Here is a 19,143-nt window from a genome sequence, read left to right on the forward strand (position 1 = left end):
GAAACCATGAACCGATTCCTGTCCCGTTCCCGTGCCCTGGTGGCAGTTGGCCTGTCTTGTGCTGCACTCGCAATGCCGGCTCATGCCGCTGTCAAGGCAGTCGAGGTCGATCGTATCGTCGCCGTCGTCAACAATGAGGTGATCACCGCCCTGCAACTGCGCGAGCGTGTTGCACAGGCGACGCGCCAGCTTCAGCGTCAGGGCGGTCAGTTGCCGCCTGTTGAGGTGCTCGAGCGCCAGTTGCTTGAGCGACTCATTGTCGAGCGTGCGCAGTTGCAACTTGCTCGCGATACCTCGCTGCGTGTCGACGACGGCATGCTCGAGCGCGCGATCGCCCGCATTGCCGCGAACAACAAGCTGTCGTCGACCGAGTTGCGTGCCGCGCTCGAGCGCGATGGCGTGAGCTGGAGCCGTTTTCGCGATGAGATCCGCACCGAGATCGTGCTGACCCGACTGCGCGAGCGTGAGGTCGACAACAAGGTGGTCGTCACTGATGCGGAAGTCGAAAATTTCCTGACCAACAACCCGGATGCCTTCTCCGGCATCGAGTTCCAGCTCGCGCACATCCTGCTGCGTGCGCCCGAAGGTGCGAGCCCGGAGCAAATCGCCCGGCTGCGCGAGCGCGCTGAGAAGGTGATGGCCCGCCTGCGGTCGGGTGAGGATTTTGCCCGCGTGGCGGCTGAAACCTCGGACGCGTCCGACGGCATCAGCGGTGGCAACATTGGCTGGCGTGAACGCGACCGGTTGCCGGCACTCTATGCGGATGCCGCGCGCGACCTGAAGCCGGGCGAGCTGTCGCCGGTGCTGCGCAGTGCCTCCGGCCTGCATATCGTCAAGCTGGTGGACAAGCGCGGCGGCGCGGCGGCTGGCCCGCAGCAACTCGAACAGACCCGTGCCCGCCATATCCTGATCAAGACTTCCGAGGTGCTTTCCGATACCGAAGCCGAGGCCCGTCTGCTCGCGCTTCGTGAGCGCGTGGTCAATGGCGCGGATTTCGGCGAACTTGCGAAGGCCAACTCCGCGGATCTGTCTGCGGCCAAGGGGGGCGATCTGGGCTGGGTGAATCCGGGCGACACCGTGCCGGAGTTCGAGCGTGCGATGAATGCGCTCAAACCCGGCGACATCAGTGCCCCGGTGCGCTCGCCTTTCGGCTGGCACCTGATTCAGGTGACGGAACGCCGCGTGCAGGACGTGACCGAAGAGCGCAAGCTGAACGCAGCGCGCGCCATCCTGCGTGAGCGCAAGGCCGAGGCCGCATACGAGGACTGGTTGCGTCAGTTGCGTGACAGCACGTACGTCGATTACCGACTGGAACGCGAGTGAGCATCGTGACCGACGATTTTCCGGTGCTCGCGATCACCAGTGGCGAGCCGGCAGGCGTCGGTCCGGAGCTTTGCGCCAGCCTGGCCGACCGTCAGTGGCCTGCCCACCTGGTGGTGCTGGGCGATGCCGAGCTGATCGAAGAGCGCCTTGCCCGCATCGGCAGTGCAGTCCAGGTGCGCGCTTACCAGCCCGGGCTTGCCCCCGAATCGGGGATGATCGACGTGTTGCATCAGCCGCTTGCCAGCCCTGCGGTGGCTGGTGAGTTGAATGCGGACAACGCGCCCTACGTGCTTGCCCTGCTTGACCGTGCCGTGCAGGGCTGCGTGTCGGGCGAGTTTGCAGGCATCGTGACCGCGCCGGTGCACAAGGGCGTGATTTGCGACGCCGGGGTGCCTTTTACCGGCCATACCGAGTATCTCGCGGAAAGGACTTCTACGCCGCTGGTGGTGATGATGCTGGTCGGCGGCGGGATGCGGGTGGCGCTTGCCACGACCCATCTGCCGCTGTCTGCGGTGCCGGCTGCGATTACCCCGGCGCTGCTCGAACAGACGCTGCGTATCGTGCATCGTGACCTGGTGAGCCGCTTCGGCCTCGATGCCCCCCGGATTCTGGTGGCCGGCCTCAATCCGCACGCAGGCGAAGGCGGGCACATGGGGCGTGAGGAGATCGAGGTGATCACGCCCGTTCTCGATCGTCTGCGCGCAGAAGGCATGTTGCTGGTCGGCCCGCTGCCGGCCGACACCCTGTTTGTGCCACACACGCTGGCACAGGGCGATGCGGTACTGGCGATGTATCACGATCAGGGCCTGCCCGTGCTCAAGCACGCCAGTTTCGGCGGCGGCGTCAATGTCACCCTGGGCCTGCCAATCATCCGGACCTCGGTCGATCATGGCACGGCACTTGATCTGGCCGGCAGCGGTCGCGCCGACCCCGGCAGCCTTTTTGCTGCGGTGGAGCTGGCGATTTCGATGGCGGCCTCAAAACGGAAATCCGCATGAGCAACGATCGCGAAACAGACGGCCATCGCGCACGCAAGCGCTTTGGTCAGAACTTCCTGTCCGACCCCAACATCATCCGTCGCATCATCGATGCCATTCGCCCGCAGCCGGGCGAGACCATGGTCGAGATCGGGCCCGGCCTGGGCGCGATGACCGCGCCCTTGCTCGAGCGTATCGATCATCTGCATGTGGTCGAGATTGACCGCGATCTGATTGCCCGCCTGCGCGAACGCTACTCGCCGGAACGCCTCAGCATCCACGAGGGCGATGCGCTGAAGTTCGATTTCGGCACGCTCGGCGATCCGCTGCGCATCGTCGGCAACCTCCCGTACAACATCTCGACCCCCATCCTGTTCCACCTCGCGGCCTTTGCGGAGCAGGTGCAGGACATGACCTTCATGTTGCAGAAGGAAGTGGTGATGCGGATGGTGGCCGAGCCGGGTACCGAGGACTACGGCCGCCTTTCTGTAATGCTGCAGTACCGGTTCCGCATGGGTCGGATGTTCGATGTGCCGCCAGGTGCGTTTCGCCCGGCACCCAAGGTGATGTCGAGCATTGTGCGCCTTGTTCCGCTGCCGGCCGAGGAGCTGACTGCCAGGGACGAAGCCCTGCTCGGCGCGATCGTGACTGCGGCCTTCGGTCAGCGGCGCAAGACGCTGCGCAACACCCTGCGGGAGTTTCTCGATGAGGCAGGGTTCGCTGCGCTGGGGCTCGACCCCGGGCTGCGCGGCGAGCGCCTGTCGGTTGCCGAGTTTGTCGCCATCGCCAACTACTGCAGCGGCGCGGGCAAACGGGCGTGAAAAAAGCCGGGCTCGCCCGGCTTTTCCGTGTGTGCCGTGAAGTTTACTGTTTCTTCATCGGGCAGGTGTTTACACCGAGCAGGGTGTAGGCGGGGCACCAGCCAAGCAGGCCGGTGGCCAGCGGCACGATGCCGATATAGGTCCACGGCGCACCAATGCCCATGATGGCCAGTGCCAGCAACACGATGCCGGCAACGATGCGAAGAATCTTGTCCATGCTGCCCACGTTCGATTTCATGATGTGCTCCAAGGGGAAAGTGACGCCATTGGAGCACGCGGCATGACACGGGGTCTGTAACCGGAGATACATAGCAGGTCATTTCAGCCGCGTGGCGGCGCTTGCCCCGAACCGCGAGTCAGGGGCTGCGGTTGTCGGCGCCGCTGGCAATGCGGCGCAAACCTGCAGGATTGAGGATCTCGATCTGCTCCCTCGAAAGTTTGACCAGACCCTGTGCGGAAAAGCCCTTGAGCAGGCGGCTGACGAATTCGCGCACGCTGCCGAGTTCATCCGCGAGGTGTTGATGCGTCGTATGCAGGATACGTCCCTTGCCCAGCAGCAGGGTGGCAAGGCGCTGATCCAGGCGGTGGAAAGCCACTTCCTCGATCAGCTGCATCAGATCGGCAATGCGTTCGGCAAACAGGTTGAAGACGAAGCCGCGAAAAGCCGGCTCGGCCAGCAGTTCATCGAACACCTGCTTTGGCAGCAGCATCAGCAGGGTGTCGGCCTCGGTGATGCCGCGGGCGTTGTAGTCCTCGTTGCCGAGAAGGCAGGACGAGGAAATGATGCAGGTTTCGCCTGGCGTAACGCGATAGAGCGGAAGCTCCCGGCCATTGGGGGCGCACTTGGCGACTCGCACCGAGCCTTCGATCACGAAAGGGAAACCTTCGCAGGACTGATGGTCGTCGAAAAGCAGCGTGTCCGCCGGCACTTCCATCCATCGTGCGGCGTCGAGCAGGCGCGAGCGTGCAGCGGGCGACAGTTCGTCGATGACCGGATAGTTCTTCTGCAGGCGCTTGGCACTCGTCATGAGGTGCTCACCCTGCGAGTTCGAGGACGACCGGTGCGTGGTCGGAGGGGCGCTCGAGCTTGCGCGGCGCCTTGTCGACGGTGCAACTGCTGCAATCGGCTTGCAACGCGGGCGACACCAGGATGTGATCGATGCGCAGGCCGAAATTGCGCCGGAAGGCCATCATTCGATAGTCCCACCATGAAAAGCTGCGCTCGGGCTGCTCGAACAGCCGGAAGGCGTCGATGAGACCGAGTGCGGTGAGTGCGCGGAAGGCCGCGCGCTCGGGCTCTGAAACGTGAATCTCGTCCTTCCAGTCAGGATGCGCATCGGCCGCTTCGGGAGCGATGTTGAAGTCGCCGGTCAGGACCAGTTTCGGATACTGGCGCATCTCTTCCTCGACCCATTCGGTCAGGGCCGATAGCCAGCGCAGCTTGTATTCGAACTTGTCGGAGCCGACCGCCTGACCGTTCGGAAAGTAGCCGCAGATCACCCTGACACCGTCGATGGTGGCGGCGATGATGCGCTTCTGTTCGTCGTCGAAGCCCGGGATGTTGCGGACCACGGCATCCATTGGTTTCGGGCTCAGGATCGCGACGCCGTTGTAGGTCTTCTGTCCGATGAAAGCTGCGCGATAGCCCGCTGCTTCCAGTTCGGCGACAGGAAAGGCCTTGTCTTCCATCTTCAGTTCCTGCAGGCACAGGGCATCGGGCTTGTTGGCCGCCAGCCAGTCGAGGACGTGAGGCAGGCGGACCTTCAGGGAGTTGACGTTCCAGGTGGCGATTTTCATGAACTCTTGTGGCGCCGGGCGACGCGCACGCGCTTGCGTCGGGTCGACCGCTGCGACGGACAGTGGGAACAGCGCTATTGTGCCATGAGCGCCGGCGCAGGATTCGGGGCGGCACTCTTCTTGCTCACAACAGGACAAGGTACGGCTGGGCGTTGTGCAGACCGGCTTGATGCACCAGCTTGGTGCGGTCGATGGGGCGTATCGCCCCATCCCGTGCTGCAGGCACGGGGAACGGGACGGTCCGATGAGTGCGGTCGACATTGATGTGATGTGGGTGGTGTTGTGTGCGGGCCTGGTGTTCCTGATGCAGGCGGGTTTCCTGTGTCTCGAATCGGGACTCACCCGCAGTCGCAATGCGATCAACGTCGCGATCAAGAACGTGGTGGACTTTGCGGTTGCGGTGGCGCTTTACTGGGCGTTTGGATTTGCGCTGATGTTTGGCTCGTCCGCGGCCGGGCTGACTGGTACCGACCACTTCATGCTTTCGGTCGGACATGGCAGCACGAGCGCGCTGGCCGCCTTCTTCCTGTTTCAGGCCATGTTCTGTTCGACTGCTGCGACGATTGTTTCCGGTGCCGTTGCGGAGCGCATGCGCTTTTCAGCCTATCTCGGTGTGGCTGCGATCATCGGTGGGCTGATCTATCCGGTGTTCGGTCACTGGGCCTGGGGCGGTGCGCTCGGTGGCGAACGTGGCTGGCTGGCTGCCATCGGTTTTGTCGATTTCGCGGGTTCAACCGTCGTTCATGGTGTCGGGGGCTGGGTGGCGCTGGCTGGCGTACTGATCATCGGCGCGCGCAGTGGACGCTTCGATGCGGAGGACAGGGAGCAGCCCATCTCGGGCGGCAATCTGCCGCTGGCGATGCTCGGTGTCATGCTCTTGCTGTTCGGCTGGCTGGGGTTCAACGGCGGCAGCACGCTGGCGCTCGACGGGCGGGTGCCGGGCATTCTGGTCAATACCGTGCTGGCAGCGGTGGCGGGCGTGCTCGCAGGTCTGGCCCTGGGCTGGCGTCAGCGCGGCTACGCCGACGTGGTTCATACCCTGAATGGTGGCATTGCGGGTCTGGTCGCGGTGACGGCGGGGGCGCATGTGCTCGATTCCGGCGCGGCGCTGATCGTCGGCGCAGGCGGTGCGCTGGCGATGGTGTCCTGCCATGAGTTGCTGCTGCGATACCGCGTCGACGACGCGGTCGGCGCCATCCCTGCGCATCTTGCGGCAGGCATATGGGGCACGCTCGCGGTTGCGCTGTTTGCCGACCCGCTGGCACTGGGTACCGGCCTCGGTCGCGGGGAGCAGTTTCTGGTTCAGCTGCTGGGTGTGGTTACGTGCGGCGTGTGGTCTTTCGGGCTCGCCTGGGTGCTGCTGCGCGGACTGGATCGCCTCATTCCCCTGCGTGTCTCTGCGGAGGAGGAGGTGCTCGGTCTCAATGTGTCCGAGCATGGCGCGCGCACCGAGCTGCTGGAGTTGCTGCAGGCGATGGAGGTGCAGGAAAAGACCGGCGAACTGTCGGTACGGGTGCCGGTGGAGCCGTTTACCGAAGTCGGGCAGATCGCTTCCGCATACAACCGCATGATGGAGGCACTGGAGCGTGCGGTGGGGCAGACCCGCGCCATCATCCGCGATGTGCGCGACGGCATTGTCACCTTTGGCCAGGACGGGCTCCTGCGCAGCCTGAATCCGGGCGCGGAGAAACTGCTTGAGGTGCAGGGCGCAGACGCCGTCGGCATGCCGCTGGCCAATCTGTTGGGTGACCCGCCGCTGCGGCCGACACGTCAGGTCGAACGGCTGATGGGACTGCAGGACAAGATGGAGCTTCGACTGCACCGGCAGGGGAAGGCGCCCCGTGTGCTCGAGATCTCGGTCAGTGAGGGCCACGCACAGGGTGAGACGGTCTATACCGGACTGATGCGGGATGTGACCGAACGCCGCCAGATCGCCGACCAGTTGCAGCACGAGCGTGACCTCGCGCAGGTGACGCTGGCGTCGATCGGCGATGGCGTGATCACGACAGACGAGACCGGCGCGGTGCAGTACCTCAACCCGATGGCCGAGCGCCTCACCGGGTGGACGCTGGAGGAGGCCAAGGGGCGCAACATCGCGAACATCTATTGTCTTGAAGAGGAAGTCACCGGGCGCGCGCTGGAAAATCCGGTCCGCACCGTGCTCGCGCACGGCCGCGAGATGCGGGCGCCCGACCATGGCCTGCTTGTGCGCAGGGACGGGGAACGCATTCCGGTGCAGGATTCCGCAGCCCCGATACGCAGCCGCCTGGGCTACCTGATCGGCGTGGTGCTCGTGTGTCAGGACGTCACGGTAACGCTGAACCTGACGCGCGAACTGACCCGGCAGGCCAGTCAGGATGCGCTGACCGGCATCCCCAACCGGCGCGAATTCGAACGCCGGCTTGCCGACCTGCTGACACCCGGCGTACCTCCAGGGACAACGCACATCCTCTGTTATCTCGATCTCGACCAGTTCAAGGTCGTGAACGACACCTGTGGCCACGTGGCCGGCGACGAACTCCTGCGTCAGGTGTGCACGCTGATGCGCGAACGCATGCGCGCAGCAGATCTGCTCGCGCGCCTGGGCGGGGATGAGTTCGGCGTGATCTTCTTCAACTGCCCGGTGGAGAAGGCCATTCCCATGGCAGAGGGTTTCCGCGAGGCGATCCGTGCCTACCGCTTTGCGTGGGAGGGAAAATCGTTCTCGATCGGGGTCAGTATCGGCCTGGTGCCGGTGACGGAGAACGAGCGCGAGATGGGCCGCATCCTCTCGGCCGCGGATACCGCCTGTTATGCGGCGAAGGAGGGCGGGCGCAACCGTGTGCACGTCTACCGCCCCGACGACGACCAGTTGATGGAGCGCCACGGCCAGATGCAATGGGTCGCGAGGTTGCACGGCGCGCTCGACGAAGACCGGCTGCGACTGTTCGTGCAGCCGATCGTGCCGCTTTCGGGGGCGCACTCCATTCACTACGAGGTGCTGGTGCGGCTGGAGGAGGACGGGCGTCTGATCAGCCCGGGGAGCTTCATTCCGGCGGCAGAACGCTACAACCTGATGCCGCGCATCGACGAGTGGGTGTTCCGCAACGTACTGGCATGGGTGAGCGACACCTATCGCAAGGAGGGCCGGGTCGAGGGCACCTGGTGCATCAACCTGTCGGGGAACTCCCTGAGTGACGAGCGTCTGCTGGAGGACATCTGTGCCGGCCTGGTGCGCGCAGCGCTTCCGCAGGGCTCGATCTGCATCGAGATCACCGAGAGCTCGGCGGTGGCCAACCTGTCACGGGTGGTGAGCTTCATGGGCGAGCTCAGAAAGCTGGGGTGTGCGTTTGCGCTCGACGACTTCGGCAGCGGCCTGTCCTCGTTCGCCTACCTGAAGACGCTGCCGGTCGACTATCTGAAGATCGACGGCTCCTTCGTGCGCGATATTGCGACCGACCCGACAAACCGTGCCATGGTGCAGGCCATCAACACCATCGGTCACACCATGGGCCTGGTCACGATTGCAGAGTTCGTGGAAAACGAGTCGGTGCTGGAAGTCCTGCGCGAAGTTGGCGTCGATTATGGGCAGGGCTTCCATCTTGGCGTGCCCAAGCCCCTGTCAGAGATGGGGCGGGTGCGGATGATGCCGCGCTGAACCGCATCCGACTGACGACTTTTGCGCGTTATTTGTGCGATCCGCATGCCGCCAGCCGGAACATGCGGTGATAATGACGCCCTTTCGCGCGAATGCGCGAAGCTTTCCGGGTTAAAGAGGACGTTATGGGCAAGGCAGTTGTGGCAGCAGGTGCGATCGGTGTGGCAGCACTGGCGCTGGTCGGCGGGAGTTACGCGATCGGTGGCAACATCGAAACCGGTTTCAGGGACAGCATGACGGCGATGAGCAGTCCCGCGGTGCAGATCCGGGTGCTCGACTACAAGCGCGGCATCTTTGGTGCCGAAGCGCACACGCTGTGGACCTTGAACGATGGCGACGAGCCGATCGACTTTCGCGTAACGCACCACATCGACCATGGTCCCTTTCCCGCAGGACGCGCAGCGCAGGTTCGTTCGGACGTGGTGCTTCCCGCTGACCTGAAAGAAGGATTCGACGCCGCGCTGCAGGGTCGATCCCCGCTTGAAGTGCTGACGCTGGTCGGCTGGGAGGGCGAAATGCAGCACCGTATCTCGTCGCCCGACTACCGTGGCAAGGCGGGCGAGGCGATGGACCTGGTCTGGGGCGGCATCAATGGCGAGATCAGGATCAGTGCCGACCGCCAGCAGGCGAAGGGGCGCATCGACCTGCCCTTGCTCGACGTCCGCGACCCGGATGGCAATGTGCTGGTTGTCGAGAACCTTGCCTTGACGCTGGATTCCGCCCGGCCGCAACAGTACCGGTTCTGGACCGGTCCCTCGGCGCTGAGCGTCGGCCGCGCAAGCTTCAGCGCGCGCGGCGGTGAGGTAAGCTTCAATCTTGACGGACTGAAGATGGAGTCCCAGGCCGCGCTGGATGGCGAAGTGGTCAACATGAGTGTCGATTTCGGCGTGAAGCAGATGGTCGGCGGCGGTGAGACCGTGGACGACCTCAGTTTCGTGCTCGCCCTCGAGCGCATCGACGCCGGCGCCCTCGACGCCATCACCCGCAGTGTCGAGCAGACCGCCGGCGAAGCGGCCGATATTGAAGCCCAGCAGGCAGAACTGATGGGCGCGGTAATGCAGCAGCTGCCTGTGATGCTGAAGCGCTCGCCCGCGATTGAGCTCAAGCGCGTGGGCGCGAGCCTGAACGAAGGCCGCGCCGAGATGGGCGCCCGGATCGACTACGTCGGTACCGAGGGTGAGGCTGGCATGAACCCCTTCAGCGATCTCGTTGCCAGCCTGCGCGTAAGCATCCCCAAGGCTTTGCTCGTGCGCCTGATCGAAGTGAGCGAGCGTCAGAGCATTGTCGGCTATGTGACCGAAATGGAAATCGATGCGTCCGACGCGGAGATCGATCAGGCTGTCAGTGCTGCGGTGAATGAACGCATTGCCGGGATCACGGGTAACGGTGTCGTGCTGGAGACGGACGGCTTGCTGACGACCGACATGCGCTACAAGGACGGTGCGCTGATGGTCAATGGCGCGCCACTCGATCCCGAGGCGCTCGGAGCCCTTGGGCTGCCGTTCTGACCCGTATCGATCGTCCGCGCGGGATGGTGCGCGGGCGGCGTGTGCGCGGCCCGCGCGTTGTGCGACAGGCTGCGAGGGTGTCTGCTCAGGGCGCCTTGGGGTAGCCCACGTCGTTCAGCAGCCGGTTCCAGGCGCCCGGTTCAAACCCCTTGAATTGCGCGCTTCCCACACTCAGTGACGGTACCTGTTCGGGGACGCCGAAGCGTTCCCGATAGGTCGCCAGATCGGCCTGATTTGCGAGCGGAAACTCGGTGTACGGAATGCCGCGCGAGCCAAGCAGGCTGCGCGCGGATTCGCACAAATCGCCGCAGTTAGTCGCCGTGTACAGCGTGACAGGGAAATCCGCCGTGAGCTTGCGCAAGGTGTAGGACAAGGTCGGGTCGGGTGGTGGCGCTGCAAAGCGCCTGGCTTCGAGCTCCTGGATCTCGGGCGGTGGAGGCCGGTCGGAATAATGCACCTGCCCTTGCGCGTCCACCCACCTGTAAGTGGTCTGCGCCGGCACCGTGGCCGACAGGCCCAGGGCAAGCAGGGGGACGAGCAGGGCAGGTCTGATCATGCGATTACCATTCCGTTGTGTCGCAACAGTGCATCGACCCGTGGCTCGCGGCCACGGAAGGCCTTGAACGACTCCAGGGCGGGACGACTGCCACCGACTGCGAGGATTTCACGCCAGAAACGCGCTCCGGTTTCGGGGTCGAGCAAGCTGCCCTTGCCCGCGCCGGCCTCTTCAAATGCCTCGAACGCATCGGCAGACAGCACTTCGGCCCACTTGTAACTGTAGTAGCCCGCTGCGTAACCGCCAGCAAAGATATGCGAGAAGCTGTGCGGAAAGCGATGCCATGCTGGCGGAATCAGCACCGCGACCTCGTTGCGGACCTCGGTCAGCAGTGCCATCACCCGTTCGATGGCCACCGTGGCCTGGTCGCCTTCGCCACTCGGCTGGATCTCGCTGTGCAGGCGCAGGTCGAACATCGAGAATTCGAGCTGGCGGACGGTCTGCATGCCACTCTGGAAATTCTTGGCGGCGATCATCTTTTCGTAGAGTGCGCGCGGCAAGGGCTCGCCCGTATCGACGTGCCCCGTCATGCCGCTCAACACATCCCATTCCCAGCAGAAGTTCTCCATGAACTGGCTCGGCAGCTCGACCGCATCCCACTCGACACCGTTGATGCCCGACACTGCCAGCTCGTCCACCCGCGTCAGCAGGTGATGCAGGCCGTGACCGACTTCGTGGAACAGGGTCAGGACGTCGTCGTGGGTGAAGGTTGCCGGCTTGCCGTCGACCGGTCCGGAGAAGTTGCACACCAGATAGGCGACGGGGGTCGTTGTGCCATGTCGCCCCAGGTGCCGGCTGCGGGCCGAATCCATCCATGCGCCGCCACGCTTGGTTTCGCGCGCGTGCAGGTCGAGGTAGAAGTGACCGACCAGTTCGCCCGCCTTCTCGATGCGGAAGAAGTGCGCGTCCGGATCCCACAGCGGGGCCTGGTCGGGGAGAATATCGACGCCGTACAGGGTGCGAATCACGCCGAACAGGCCGTCCAGAACCCGGGGCTCGGGGAAGTACTGCTTCACTTCGCGGTCGGAGTAGTCGTAGCGCGCCTGGCGCAGCTTCTCCGAGGCGTAGCCCACATCCCAGGGCTGCAGGTCGGCGATGTCGAGTTCGCGGCTGGCGAAGGCGCGGAGTTCCTCAAGGTCGCGCTCGGCGAACGGCTTGGCCTTGGCGGCGAGCTCGTGCAGAAAACCGAGTGCCTGCTGCGGGGTGTCGGCCATTTTCGGCACCAGCGAAACTTCGGCAAAGTTGCGATAGCCCAGTATGCGCGCCTCTTCGTCGCGCAGCGCGAGAATGCGGCCGATCAGGGGGCCGTTGTCCCATTCGGGCTTGCCCAGCTCCGAGGCGCGGGTGGCATAGGCGCGATACATGCGCTCGCGCATGGCGCGATCATCGGCGTACTGCAGCACCGGCAGGTAGGACGGCATGTGCAGGGTGAACTTCCAGCCCGGCTTGCCTTCCTTCTCGGCAGCGGCGCGCGCGGCGGAGATTGCATCAGCAGGGATGCCGGAGAGCTTCGCTTCGTCTTCCACCCATTCCGCGTGTGCGTTGGTGGCGTCGAGCAGGCTCTCGGAGAACTTGGCGCCGAGCTGCGACATGGCTTCCTGGATAGCCTGGAAGCGCGGCTTGTCCGCGTCCGGCAGCTCTGCACCCGACAGGCGGAAATCGCGCAGTTCGTGGTCGAGGATGCGTTGCCGGGTGGGCGACAGCGTGGCGTATTCCGGGCTTTCGCTCAGGGCCTTGTACTTTTCGAACAGGGCGAGGTTCTGGCCGACCTCGGCATAGAAGCGTGACACTTCGGGCAGCAAAGCGTTATAGGTCTCGCGCCATTCGGGCACGTCCATCACGCTGTGGAGGTGGCCGACCACGCCCCAGGCCCGGCCCAGGCGCTCGCCCGCCTCATTCATTGGCACGACGAAATCATCCCAGGTCGGGGTATCCGTGGCGTGGGTCAGGGTTTCGATCAGGCTGCGATATTCGCCCAGCAGTTGCTGGATGGCCGGTGCGACATGCGCGGGGCGGATGTCGTTGAAACGGGGCAGGCCGGAAAAGTCCAGCAATGGGTTGGCGGTATTCGAGGTAAGCGTTTCTTGCATGATGTCCGGGTTGTCTTGGCCGTTGATGTTTCCATTGTGCCGCAAAAAATGATAAGGGCGCCGCTATCGGCGCCCTTGGCGAAATTCATGGGCGGACAGCTACTCGATCATTTCACGGTAGGCGTGCCAGCTTGCATGGCCGAGCAGGGGCAGCACGACCACCATGCCGATCATCATGGTGGCGAAGCCGATGCCGACCAGTGCCACGATGAGTGCAGCCCATACCGCCATGGCGCCGAGGTTCACGCCAACGGCGCGCATGCTGGTCATCGCGGCGGTGATGCCGTCGGTGTCGCGATCCATGGTCATCGGGATCGAGATCACCGACAGGGAAAATACCACCGCTGCGAGTATGCCGCCGATCACCAGATAGGCGACGACAAAGTGGGTGTAATCGCCGGACAGGAACACATCACGGTAGAAGTTCGACAGATCGGGCGCCCCGCCCTGATACAGCAGAGCGAACAGGATGGCCGAAATGCGCTCCCAGCCGATCAGCGCAATGGCGAAGAAGGCGCCAAAATACATCAGCCCCTCGCGGTGCTTGCGCAGGCCGGCCAGCGAGTCGGAGAACGAGGCGGTCTGTCCCGCAGCATGTCGGCGCGAGATCTCATACAGACCTGCTGCGGCCAGCGGCCCAACCAGAAAGAAGCCGCAGATCGCGGCAGTGAACAGATAAGGCATGTTCGCTGCGTAGGACAAGATAAGGTAGCCGGCGACCGCGAAGAAGACTCCGTAGGTGAGGCTGGCCGCGAGATTGTCCCGCATGTCGCTCAGGCCCAGTGCGAGCCATCTGAATGGGCGGTCTGCCTTGATCTCCCGGACGTGGGGCAGGTGGAAGTGCTGATCCAGAGTGTGAAATGTCTTAGCCATGACAACCTCCTTCGGGTGGATGGATGCCGGCCGGTATCGTCATTGGCGCGGAACCGTTCCGGACGTCCCTTAGAGGGGAACTGCGGCCACGAGTTCGCGACTCGCGTGCGGATTCAGGGGTTTGCGTGAAGTCAGTCAGGACGGACGGCCCGGTTTGCCGTCGCGAGCCATGAAAGCCCTCTCCGTTGCGGAGAGGGCGGGTCGGGATCAGGCCAGCGTGTGCCCGGTCAGCCGGGCATAGGCTTCGCGATACTTGTCGGCGGTGCGCTCGACAACGTCGGCAGGCAACACCGGGCCCGGTGCCTGCTTGTTCCAGTCCAGGGTCTCGAGGTAGTCGCGCACGTACTGCTTGTCGTAGGACGGCGGGCTGATGCCTTCCTGATAGCTGTCAGCCGGCCAGAAACGGGACGAATCGGGTGTGAGTGCCTCGTCGATCAGGTGCAGGGTGCCGGCGGCATCGATGCCAAACTCGAACTTGGTGTCGGCAATGATGATCCCGCGTCCTGCGGCATAGTCGGCCGCTTCGGTGTACAGCGCGAGTGCTGCCTGACGTGCTTCCTCGGCAAGGCCTGCGCCGGTCTTGCCGGTGCCGGCAAGGCTGGCGTTGAGTTGCGCGTCGCAGTTTGCCTGTGCCTGGGCGAACGAGATGTTCTCGTCGTGCGCGCCGGCTTCGGCCTTCGATGACGGGGTAAAGATCGGCGCCGGCAGTTTTGCGGCCTGTTTCAGGCCGGCGGGCAGCGGAATGCCGCAGATTGCGCCGGTTTCCTGATAGTCCTTCCACCCGCCTCCGATCACATAGCCGCGTACCACCGCCTCGATCGGCAACGGCTTGAGGCGCTTCACCACGAGCGCGCGGCCACGCACCTGGTCACGCTCGTCGGCGGCGACGACCGTCTCGGGGTCGATGCCGGTGAGCTGGTTCGGAACGACGTGGCCGAGCTTGTCGAACCAGAAGTTGGCCATCGCGATGAGCACCCGTCCCTTGTCCGGAATCGGGTTGGGCAGGATGACGTCGAAAGCGGACAGGCGATCGCTGGTCACGATCAGCAGCCTGTCGGCGTCGACTGCATAGATGTCACGCACCTTGCCGCGACCGAGCAGCGGCAGGCTCTTGATGGTGGATTCGAAAAGCGGGGAGGTCACGGTGAAGATGTCTCGTCTGGACAAAACAGCATTATAGGGCTCGCTGGCGAGTTGGCTGCGTTTCAAGCGTGGGGGCGAGGCTTGAACGTTCAGATTCGATGTTCCGTCGTCGTGGCCGATGGATGCTCCCTGATTCGTTCTATCTAAAGATCAATTGTCGAGTTTCTTTACAACTGACGGCCAAGATATGCGCAAAAATGAATTAACTTATTGATTTATAAAATGTGGCACGTAGTTTGCTAAAGGTGGTCATGTAACTGTTTATGAACTGACTGCATACTGTTTGGGGGATATGATGAAAATCAAAAAAGTTTTCGCGGCTACGGCATTGGGTCTTGCGATGGTCGGTTTTGGCACACCAGCCCAGTCCGCCATTCTCAGCGACATCATCTTTATCGTGGACGAGTCGGGTTCCATGGGCACTGTCCAGACCAACCTGCGCAATAACATCGGGCTGTTCGCTTCAACCCTGACCGGCACCGGGCAGGTTGATGCCCGATATGGCCTGGTTGGGTACGGAAACAGTTCGGTTGTGCCACGTATGGTGACGGATCTGACCTCCGCATCGCTCTTCGCGACGGCTGCTGCGGGGCTGGGGATTTCGGGTGGTACTGAACCCGCATATACTGCTTCCGCTTTCGCACTGAACGCACTTGATGGTCAGACATCGCTGTTTTCTTTCCGCAGCAATGCGGTCAAGAACATCATCATCTTTACCGACGAGCCTTCCAATGGTGATACCACTGCTCGCGGCACGGTCGGTGGCAGTGCAGTGACGCAGTCAATTGTCGATGGCCTTCTGACCACCAACAACGCGCTGTATAACGCCGTGCTGTCGGGATCGGGTACGGTTACATCGATCGGCCCCCTCGCAACGGGACATAGCGGCCAGGTCTTCAATCTGTCGCTGTTCAACACGACTAATGCAGCCCAGATCACGCAGTTCGTGACCGACTTTGCGAGCGCCAAGTTGCAGGAAACACTGACCTTCTGCCAGCTGAACCCCACGCTGCCGCAGTGTCAGGGTAACAATAACGTTCCCGAGCCTGGCGTGCTCGCGCTGCTCGGTATCGGTATCGCCGGTCTCGGCGTGCTTCGTCGTCGCAAGATGACTCAAGCCTGATTGCTTCTGTCTCAAGCAGTTCAAAACGCCAGCATTCGCTGGCGTTTTTTCATTCTGATTCCTGTGCCAGCTTCTTGCGCAAGCTCCTCAGGCTGATTGCCACCAGCCCGGCAATGACCGGGATCGACACCGCGGTGATGACTTCCGGCGTGGCCGGTTCGATGAGGTGCTTGGCGCCCTTGGCCATGTAGTTCACCAGCTGCGATGCGTAGTAGGTGATGGCGACGATGGACAGGCCTTCGACTGTCTCCTGCAGGTGGAGCTGTATTTTTGCGCGCCGGTTCATCTGCGCGAGCAGTTCCTGATTCTGGCGTTCGAGCTCGATATCGACGCGGGTGCGCAGCAGTTGCGAATTGCGCGCGATCCGGCCGGAGAGATCCTCCTGACGGCGGGCGATGGTGGCGCAGGTGCTGATGGCCGGCGTGAGCCGGCGTTCCATGAACTCGCGCACGGTCGGGAAGCCCGGCAGGCGTACCTCCCGCAGCTCGTCGATGCGCTGTCCCACGAGGCGGTAATAGGCGGCTGCGGCGCCGAAGCGGAAAGTGGTGCGGGCCACCGAGCGCTCGACCTCGGCTGCGAGACGGGTCAGCCGGGCGAGGACGGCGCGGTCGTCCTCGGTAGTGCGCGCCTGCTCCAGCCCGTCCATCAGGTCCGCCAGTTCGTCTTCGGCGCGCGACAGCAGCCGCCCAACCTGTTTGGCGACCGGGAAGGCGAGCAGCGCCATCACGCGGTAGGTCTCGATCTCCACCAGGCGCTGCACCATGCGGCCGGACTGGCGCGGGGTGAGGCCGGCGTCGATCAGCAGGAAATGCGAGAAGCCGTCTTCATGGATGTGGAAATCGGTGAAGACCCAGCCCGCGCCTTCGGCGACCTGTGCGGCCACCAGGGTCTTGCCGTGTGGTGAAACCTGCACCATGACCGTATCGGGGGGCACATCCGAGACCGAGCGCAGCTCGATATGCGTGGCAGCGACGAGCTGGCCGGGAATGTCCTTGCGCCAGTTGGCCGGTACCGCCAGCAGGGCATTCTCGCCCGCGCTGTCATCTGGTGCGATGCGGTGAAAGAAGGTGTAGCTCGAGAACTCGTTGTGGCGCTCCCACTTCAGGCGGAACGATTCGGCATCGATGAAGACGTGGCCAGTCTCGGTCTGCGGTTGCGGGAGGCCGAGTTGCTCAGCCAGTGCTTCGAGGTGCCTGGTCTCGCGTCCGGCGCTGCCCTCATGGTGCAGGAAGGCCAGGTAAGTGACGAACTCAGGGGTGTCGAGCGGAACCGGGGGGCGGGCGTGAACCTCGTCGTTCAGGGACAGGCGCAGGGGATGTTCGTTGAACAGGGGCATGGCGTCGGTTCATGGCCTGGTGGCGCCACGGAGTGGGCGGGATGCCGCATTCTTGCCCAATGCACGCAGGCAGACAAGCACGCCGCGCCGGACGACGCAGCGTGCCTGCATGAATCCTTACTGCTTGATGGCTTCGATCGCGATGTCGAGGGTGACCTCGTCGCCGACGTTGGGGGCGTACTTGCCGGCGTTGAACTCGCTGCGCTTGATCACCGTCGTGGCGTTGGCGCCGATGGCATCCTTCTTCAGCATGGGGTGCGGCATGGCCTGGAAGGAGGTAACCGTCAGGGTGACCGGACGGGTGACGCCCTTGATGGTCAGGTTCCCGTCGATGCTGACCGGCTTGTCGCCGTCGAACACCACGTTCGTCGATTTGAAGTGTGCGGTGGGGAAGGTGGCGGTATCGAGAAAGTCGCTGCCCTGGATGTGGCCGTCGAATAGTTCGAAGCCGGTGTCCACCGATTTCATGTCGATGGTGACATCCACCGCAGCGGTCCGTGCGGCCTTGTCGAGGGTCACCGTACCCGTGGTCTTGTTGAAGCGCGACAGCTGCTTCGAGTAACCGAAGTGGGAATACGAGAAGCGCGGGAAGGTATGCGTCCCGTCAATTGCATAGGTTTCCGGTGCGGCATGCGAGGGTGCGGCGAACAGGGCGAACGGCGCTGCAAGCGCCAGAATGGCGAGGGATTTTTTCATCTTTGGTCCTGATTGAGTTGAGGGTGGGAAAGTGGCGCAGTGGTGGTGCAGTGACGATTTCAGGGTGCAGCCTGAAGCGCGCGCAACTGGAAGTTGATCTGGATCTCATTGGCGACGATGGTGGTGTCGGCCCATTCGCCTTCGCCGATTGCGAAGTCGTTGCGCTTGAGCTTCAAGCTGCCCTTTACGGTGGCCGCCGTGCCCTGCGCTTCGAAGGTGAAGGGGGCGGTCACGTTTCGGGTCTGGCCCTTGATCGTGAGTTTGCCGGCGACTTCGTAGCGCTTGTCTCCAAGTGCCTTGAACGAGGTCGATTCGAAGCGGGCAAGCGGATGCGCGGCCGTGTTGAACCAGGTCTTGGTCTTGACTTCTTCATTGCCCTCGGTCGAGCCGGTGTCGATGCTGGCGACCTCGATGTCGAAGGCGGCGCGCCCGGCTTCGGGATGGGCGGGGTCGAACCTGATATTGGCGGCGAAGCGTTCGAACTTGCCATCCATGCCGACACCCATCTGGGTGTACTGGAAGGTGAAGCGGCTTGCTGCCTTATCGATGGCGGTGAATTCGGCCGCGCTTGCGGCGGTGATTGTGGCCAGCGAGAGGGCAGCGGCCGTGGCGAAGTGTCGCAGTGTGCCTGTTTTCATGAGGGGCTCCGGGTGGGTGAGCGCACTTGCAAGCATGCAAGGGGCTGTTGTGGTGAATGGGGGGCGCGGTTCAGGCCGATCAGCCCTGTCGTTTCCCCGGCAGCATCCGGCGCAGGATGTCGTCGCGGTCGATGAAGTGGTGCTTGAGTGCCGCGCCGATATGGGCGATGACGAGTGCGGCCAGGCTTAGGTTCAGCGCTTCATGCACCGACTGCAGCAGGTCGCCGAGTTCGGCGTTCTTAGACAACAGGTCGGGCAGCGGGACGATGCCGAACCAGACGGTCTGGAAACCCTTGGCCGAACTCATCAGCCAGCCGGAAAGCGGGATGGCAAGCATCAGCAGGTAGAGCGCGACATGGGTGCCATGAGCGATCATCCGCAGTGCCTTGGGCATGCTCTCGGGCAGCGGCGGTGCCGGGTGGCGCAGGCGCCAGGCGAGGCGCACCAGCACCAGCATGAAAAGGCTGACGCCTGCCCATTTGTGCCATGAGTAGAGCTTGAGCTTGAATGGCGACAGCGGCAGTTCGTGCATGTAGACGCCGAGCGAGAATGCACCGATCAGCCCGAGTGCCATGAGCCAGTGCAGCGAAACGGCAGTGCGTGTATAGGTCGTGTTCATCGTCGT

At 63.4% G+C, this 19,143-nt stretch carries 17 protein-coding genes; 6 read left to right on the forward strand and 11 right to left on the reverse strand.

Annotated elements, in window-relative coordinates; translation table 11 throughout:
- The first annotated feature begins 6 nt into the window (after positions 1-6).
- Genes CEW83_RS20415 through rsmA form a run of 3 tightly spaced genes read left to right on the forward strand, consistent with a single transcriptional unit; the run spans position 7 to position 3,121 of the window.
- The gene (locus CEW83_RS20415) at positions 7-1,323 is read left to right on the forward strand and encodes a peptidylprolyl isomerase (protein WP_108951003.1); all 1,317 of its coding nucleotides are present in this window, start codon (positions 7-9) and stop codon (positions 1,321-1,323) included.
- Positions 1,320-2,321: a 4-hydroxythreonine-4-phosphate dehydrogenase PdxA gene (pdxA, locus tag CEW83_RS20420; protein ID WP_234418936.1), complete on the forward strand. Its 1,002-nt coding sequence runs from the start codon at positions 1,320-1,322 to the stop codon at positions 2,319-2,321. The genes CEW83_RS20415 and pdxA overlap by 4 nt, the downstream gene beginning before the upstream one ends.
- Positions 2,318-3,121 carry a 16S rRNA (adenine(1518)-N(6)/adenine(1519)-N(6))-dimethyltransferase RsmA gene (gene rsmA, locus CEW83_RS20425; RefSeq protein ID WP_108951004.1) on the forward strand — a complete coding sequence of 268 codons (804 nt, stop codon included), beginning with the start codon at positions 2,318-2,320 and terminating at the stop codon, positions 3,119-3,121. Before pdxA ends, rsmA begins: the two co-directional genes overlap by 4 nt.
- A 43-nt stretch (positions 3,122-3,164) precedes the next feature.
- Here rsmA and CEW83_RS20430 read toward each other — a convergent pair whose 3' ends face one another.
- From CEW83_RS20430 to xth, 3 genes are all read right to left on the reverse strand, one after another.
- On the reverse strand, positions 3,165-3,359 hold the full coding sequence (locus tag CEW83_RS20430; RefSeq protein ID WP_108951005.1) for a YgaP family membrane protein: 195 nt from the start codon (positions 3,357-3,359) through the stop codon (positions 3,165-3,167).
- A 118-nt stretch (positions 3,360-3,477) separates the two neighbouring features.
- A complete protein-coding gene (locus tag CEW83_RS20435) occupies positions 3,478-4,149 on the reverse strand; it encodes a Crp/Fnr family transcriptional regulator (RefSeq protein ID WP_108951006.1) in 672 nt (223 codons plus the stop codon).
- Positions 4,150-4,156: 7 nt separating this feature from the next.
- The gene (gene xth / locus CEW83_RS20440) at positions 4,157-4,918 is read right to left on the reverse strand and encodes an exodeoxyribonuclease III (protein WP_108951007.1); all 762 of its coding nucleotides are present in this window, start codon (positions 4,916-4,918) and stop codon (positions 4,157-4,159) included.
- A 244-nt stretch (positions 4,919-5,162) separates the two neighbouring features.
- Between xth and amt the strand changes: the two genes are divergently transcribed.
- Together amt and CEW83_RS20450 are read left to right on the forward strand one after the other, a co-directional pair.
- Positions 5,163-8,555: an ammonium transporter gene (amt, locus tag CEW83_RS20445; RefSeq protein ID WP_108951008.1), complete on the forward strand. Its 3,393-nt coding sequence runs from the start codon at positions 5,163-5,165 to the stop codon at positions 8,553-8,555.
- A gap of 125 nt (positions 8,556-8,680) precedes the next feature.
- The gene (locus CEW83_RS20450; protein ID WP_159099518.1) at positions 8,681-10,063 is read left to right on the forward strand and encodes a YdgA family protein; all 1,383 of its coding nucleotides are present in this window, start codon (positions 8,681-8,683) and stop codon (positions 10,061-10,063) included.
- 85 nt (positions 10,064-10,148) lie between these two features.
- Here CEW83_RS20450 and CEW83_RS20455 read toward each other — a convergent pair whose 3' ends face one another.
- From CEW83_RS20455 to CEW83_RS20470, 4 genes are all read right to left on the reverse strand, one after another.
- On the reverse strand, positions 10,149-10,619 hold the full coding sequence (locus CEW83_RS20455; RefSeq protein WP_108951010.1) for a glutaredoxin family protein: 471 nt from the start codon (positions 10,617-10,619) through the stop codon (positions 10,149-10,151).
- Positions 10,616-12,709: a M3 family metallopeptidase gene (locus tag CEW83_RS20460; RefSeq protein ID WP_108951554.1), complete on the reverse strand. Its 2,094-nt coding sequence runs from the start codon at positions 12,707-12,709 to the stop codon at positions 10,616-10,618. The genes CEW83_RS20455 and CEW83_RS20460 overlap by 4 nt, the downstream gene beginning before the upstream one ends.
- Before the next feature lie 99 nt (positions 12,710-12,808).
- A complete protein-coding gene (locus CEW83_RS20465) occupies positions 12,809-13,582 on the reverse strand; it encodes a DUF2189 domain-containing protein (RefSeq protein WP_108951011.1) in 774 nt (257 codons plus the stop codon).
- A 207-nt stretch (positions 13,583-13,789) separates the two neighbouring features.
- A complete protein-coding gene (locus tag CEW83_RS20470) occupies positions 13,790-14,725 on the reverse strand; it encodes a phosphoribosylaminoimidazolesuccinocarboxamide synthase (protein WP_108951012.1) in 936 nt (311 codons plus the stop codon).
- 292 nt (positions 14,726-15,017) lie between these two features.
- Between CEW83_RS20470 and CEW83_RS21560 the strand changes: the two genes are divergently transcribed.
- Entirely contained in the window at positions 15,018-15,848 is an 831-nt protein-coding gene (locus tag CEW83_RS21560; RefSeq protein ID WP_108951013.1) for a vWA domain-containing protein, read from the forward strand.
- Between the two features lie 49 nt (positions 15,849-15,897).
- On the opposite strand, the gene CEW83_RS20480 is transcribed toward CEW83_RS21560, so the two are convergent.
- The 4 genes from CEW83_RS20480 to CEW83_RS20495 all read right to left on the reverse strand — a co-directional run bounded on the left by CEW83_RS20480 (position 15,898) and on the right by CEW83_RS20495 (position 19,137).
- On the reverse strand, positions 15,898-17,184 hold the full coding sequence (locus CEW83_RS20480) for a DUF3422 family protein (RefSeq protein ID WP_108951014.1): 1,287 nt from the start codon (positions 17,182-17,184) through the stop codon (positions 15,898-15,900).
- 117 nt (positions 17,185-17,301) lie between these two features.
- Positions 17,302-17,880, reverse strand: a complete 579-nt coding sequence (locus CEW83_RS20485) for a YceI family protein (RefSeq protein ID WP_108951015.1) — start codon at positions 17,878-17,880, stop codon at positions 17,302-17,304.
- A 59-nt stretch (positions 17,881-17,939) separates the two neighbouring features.
- Positions 17,940-18,518, reverse strand: coding sequence for a YceI family protein (locus CEW83_RS20490; protein ID WP_108951555.1), 579 nt, complete (start codon positions 18,516-18,518; stop codon positions 17,940-17,942).
- A gap of 79 nt (positions 18,519-18,597) precedes the next feature.
- A complete protein-coding gene (locus tag CEW83_RS20495) occupies positions 18,598-19,137 on the reverse strand; it encodes a cytochrome b (protein WP_108951016.1) in 540 nt (179 codons plus the stop codon).
- Positions 19,138-19,143: the final 6 nt, after the last annotated feature.

It is taken from the genome of Parazoarcus communis, assembly GCF_003111645.1.
GTDB lineage: Bacteria > Pseudomonadota > Gammaproteobacteria > Burkholderiales > Rhodocyclaceae > Parazoarcus > Parazoarcus communis_A.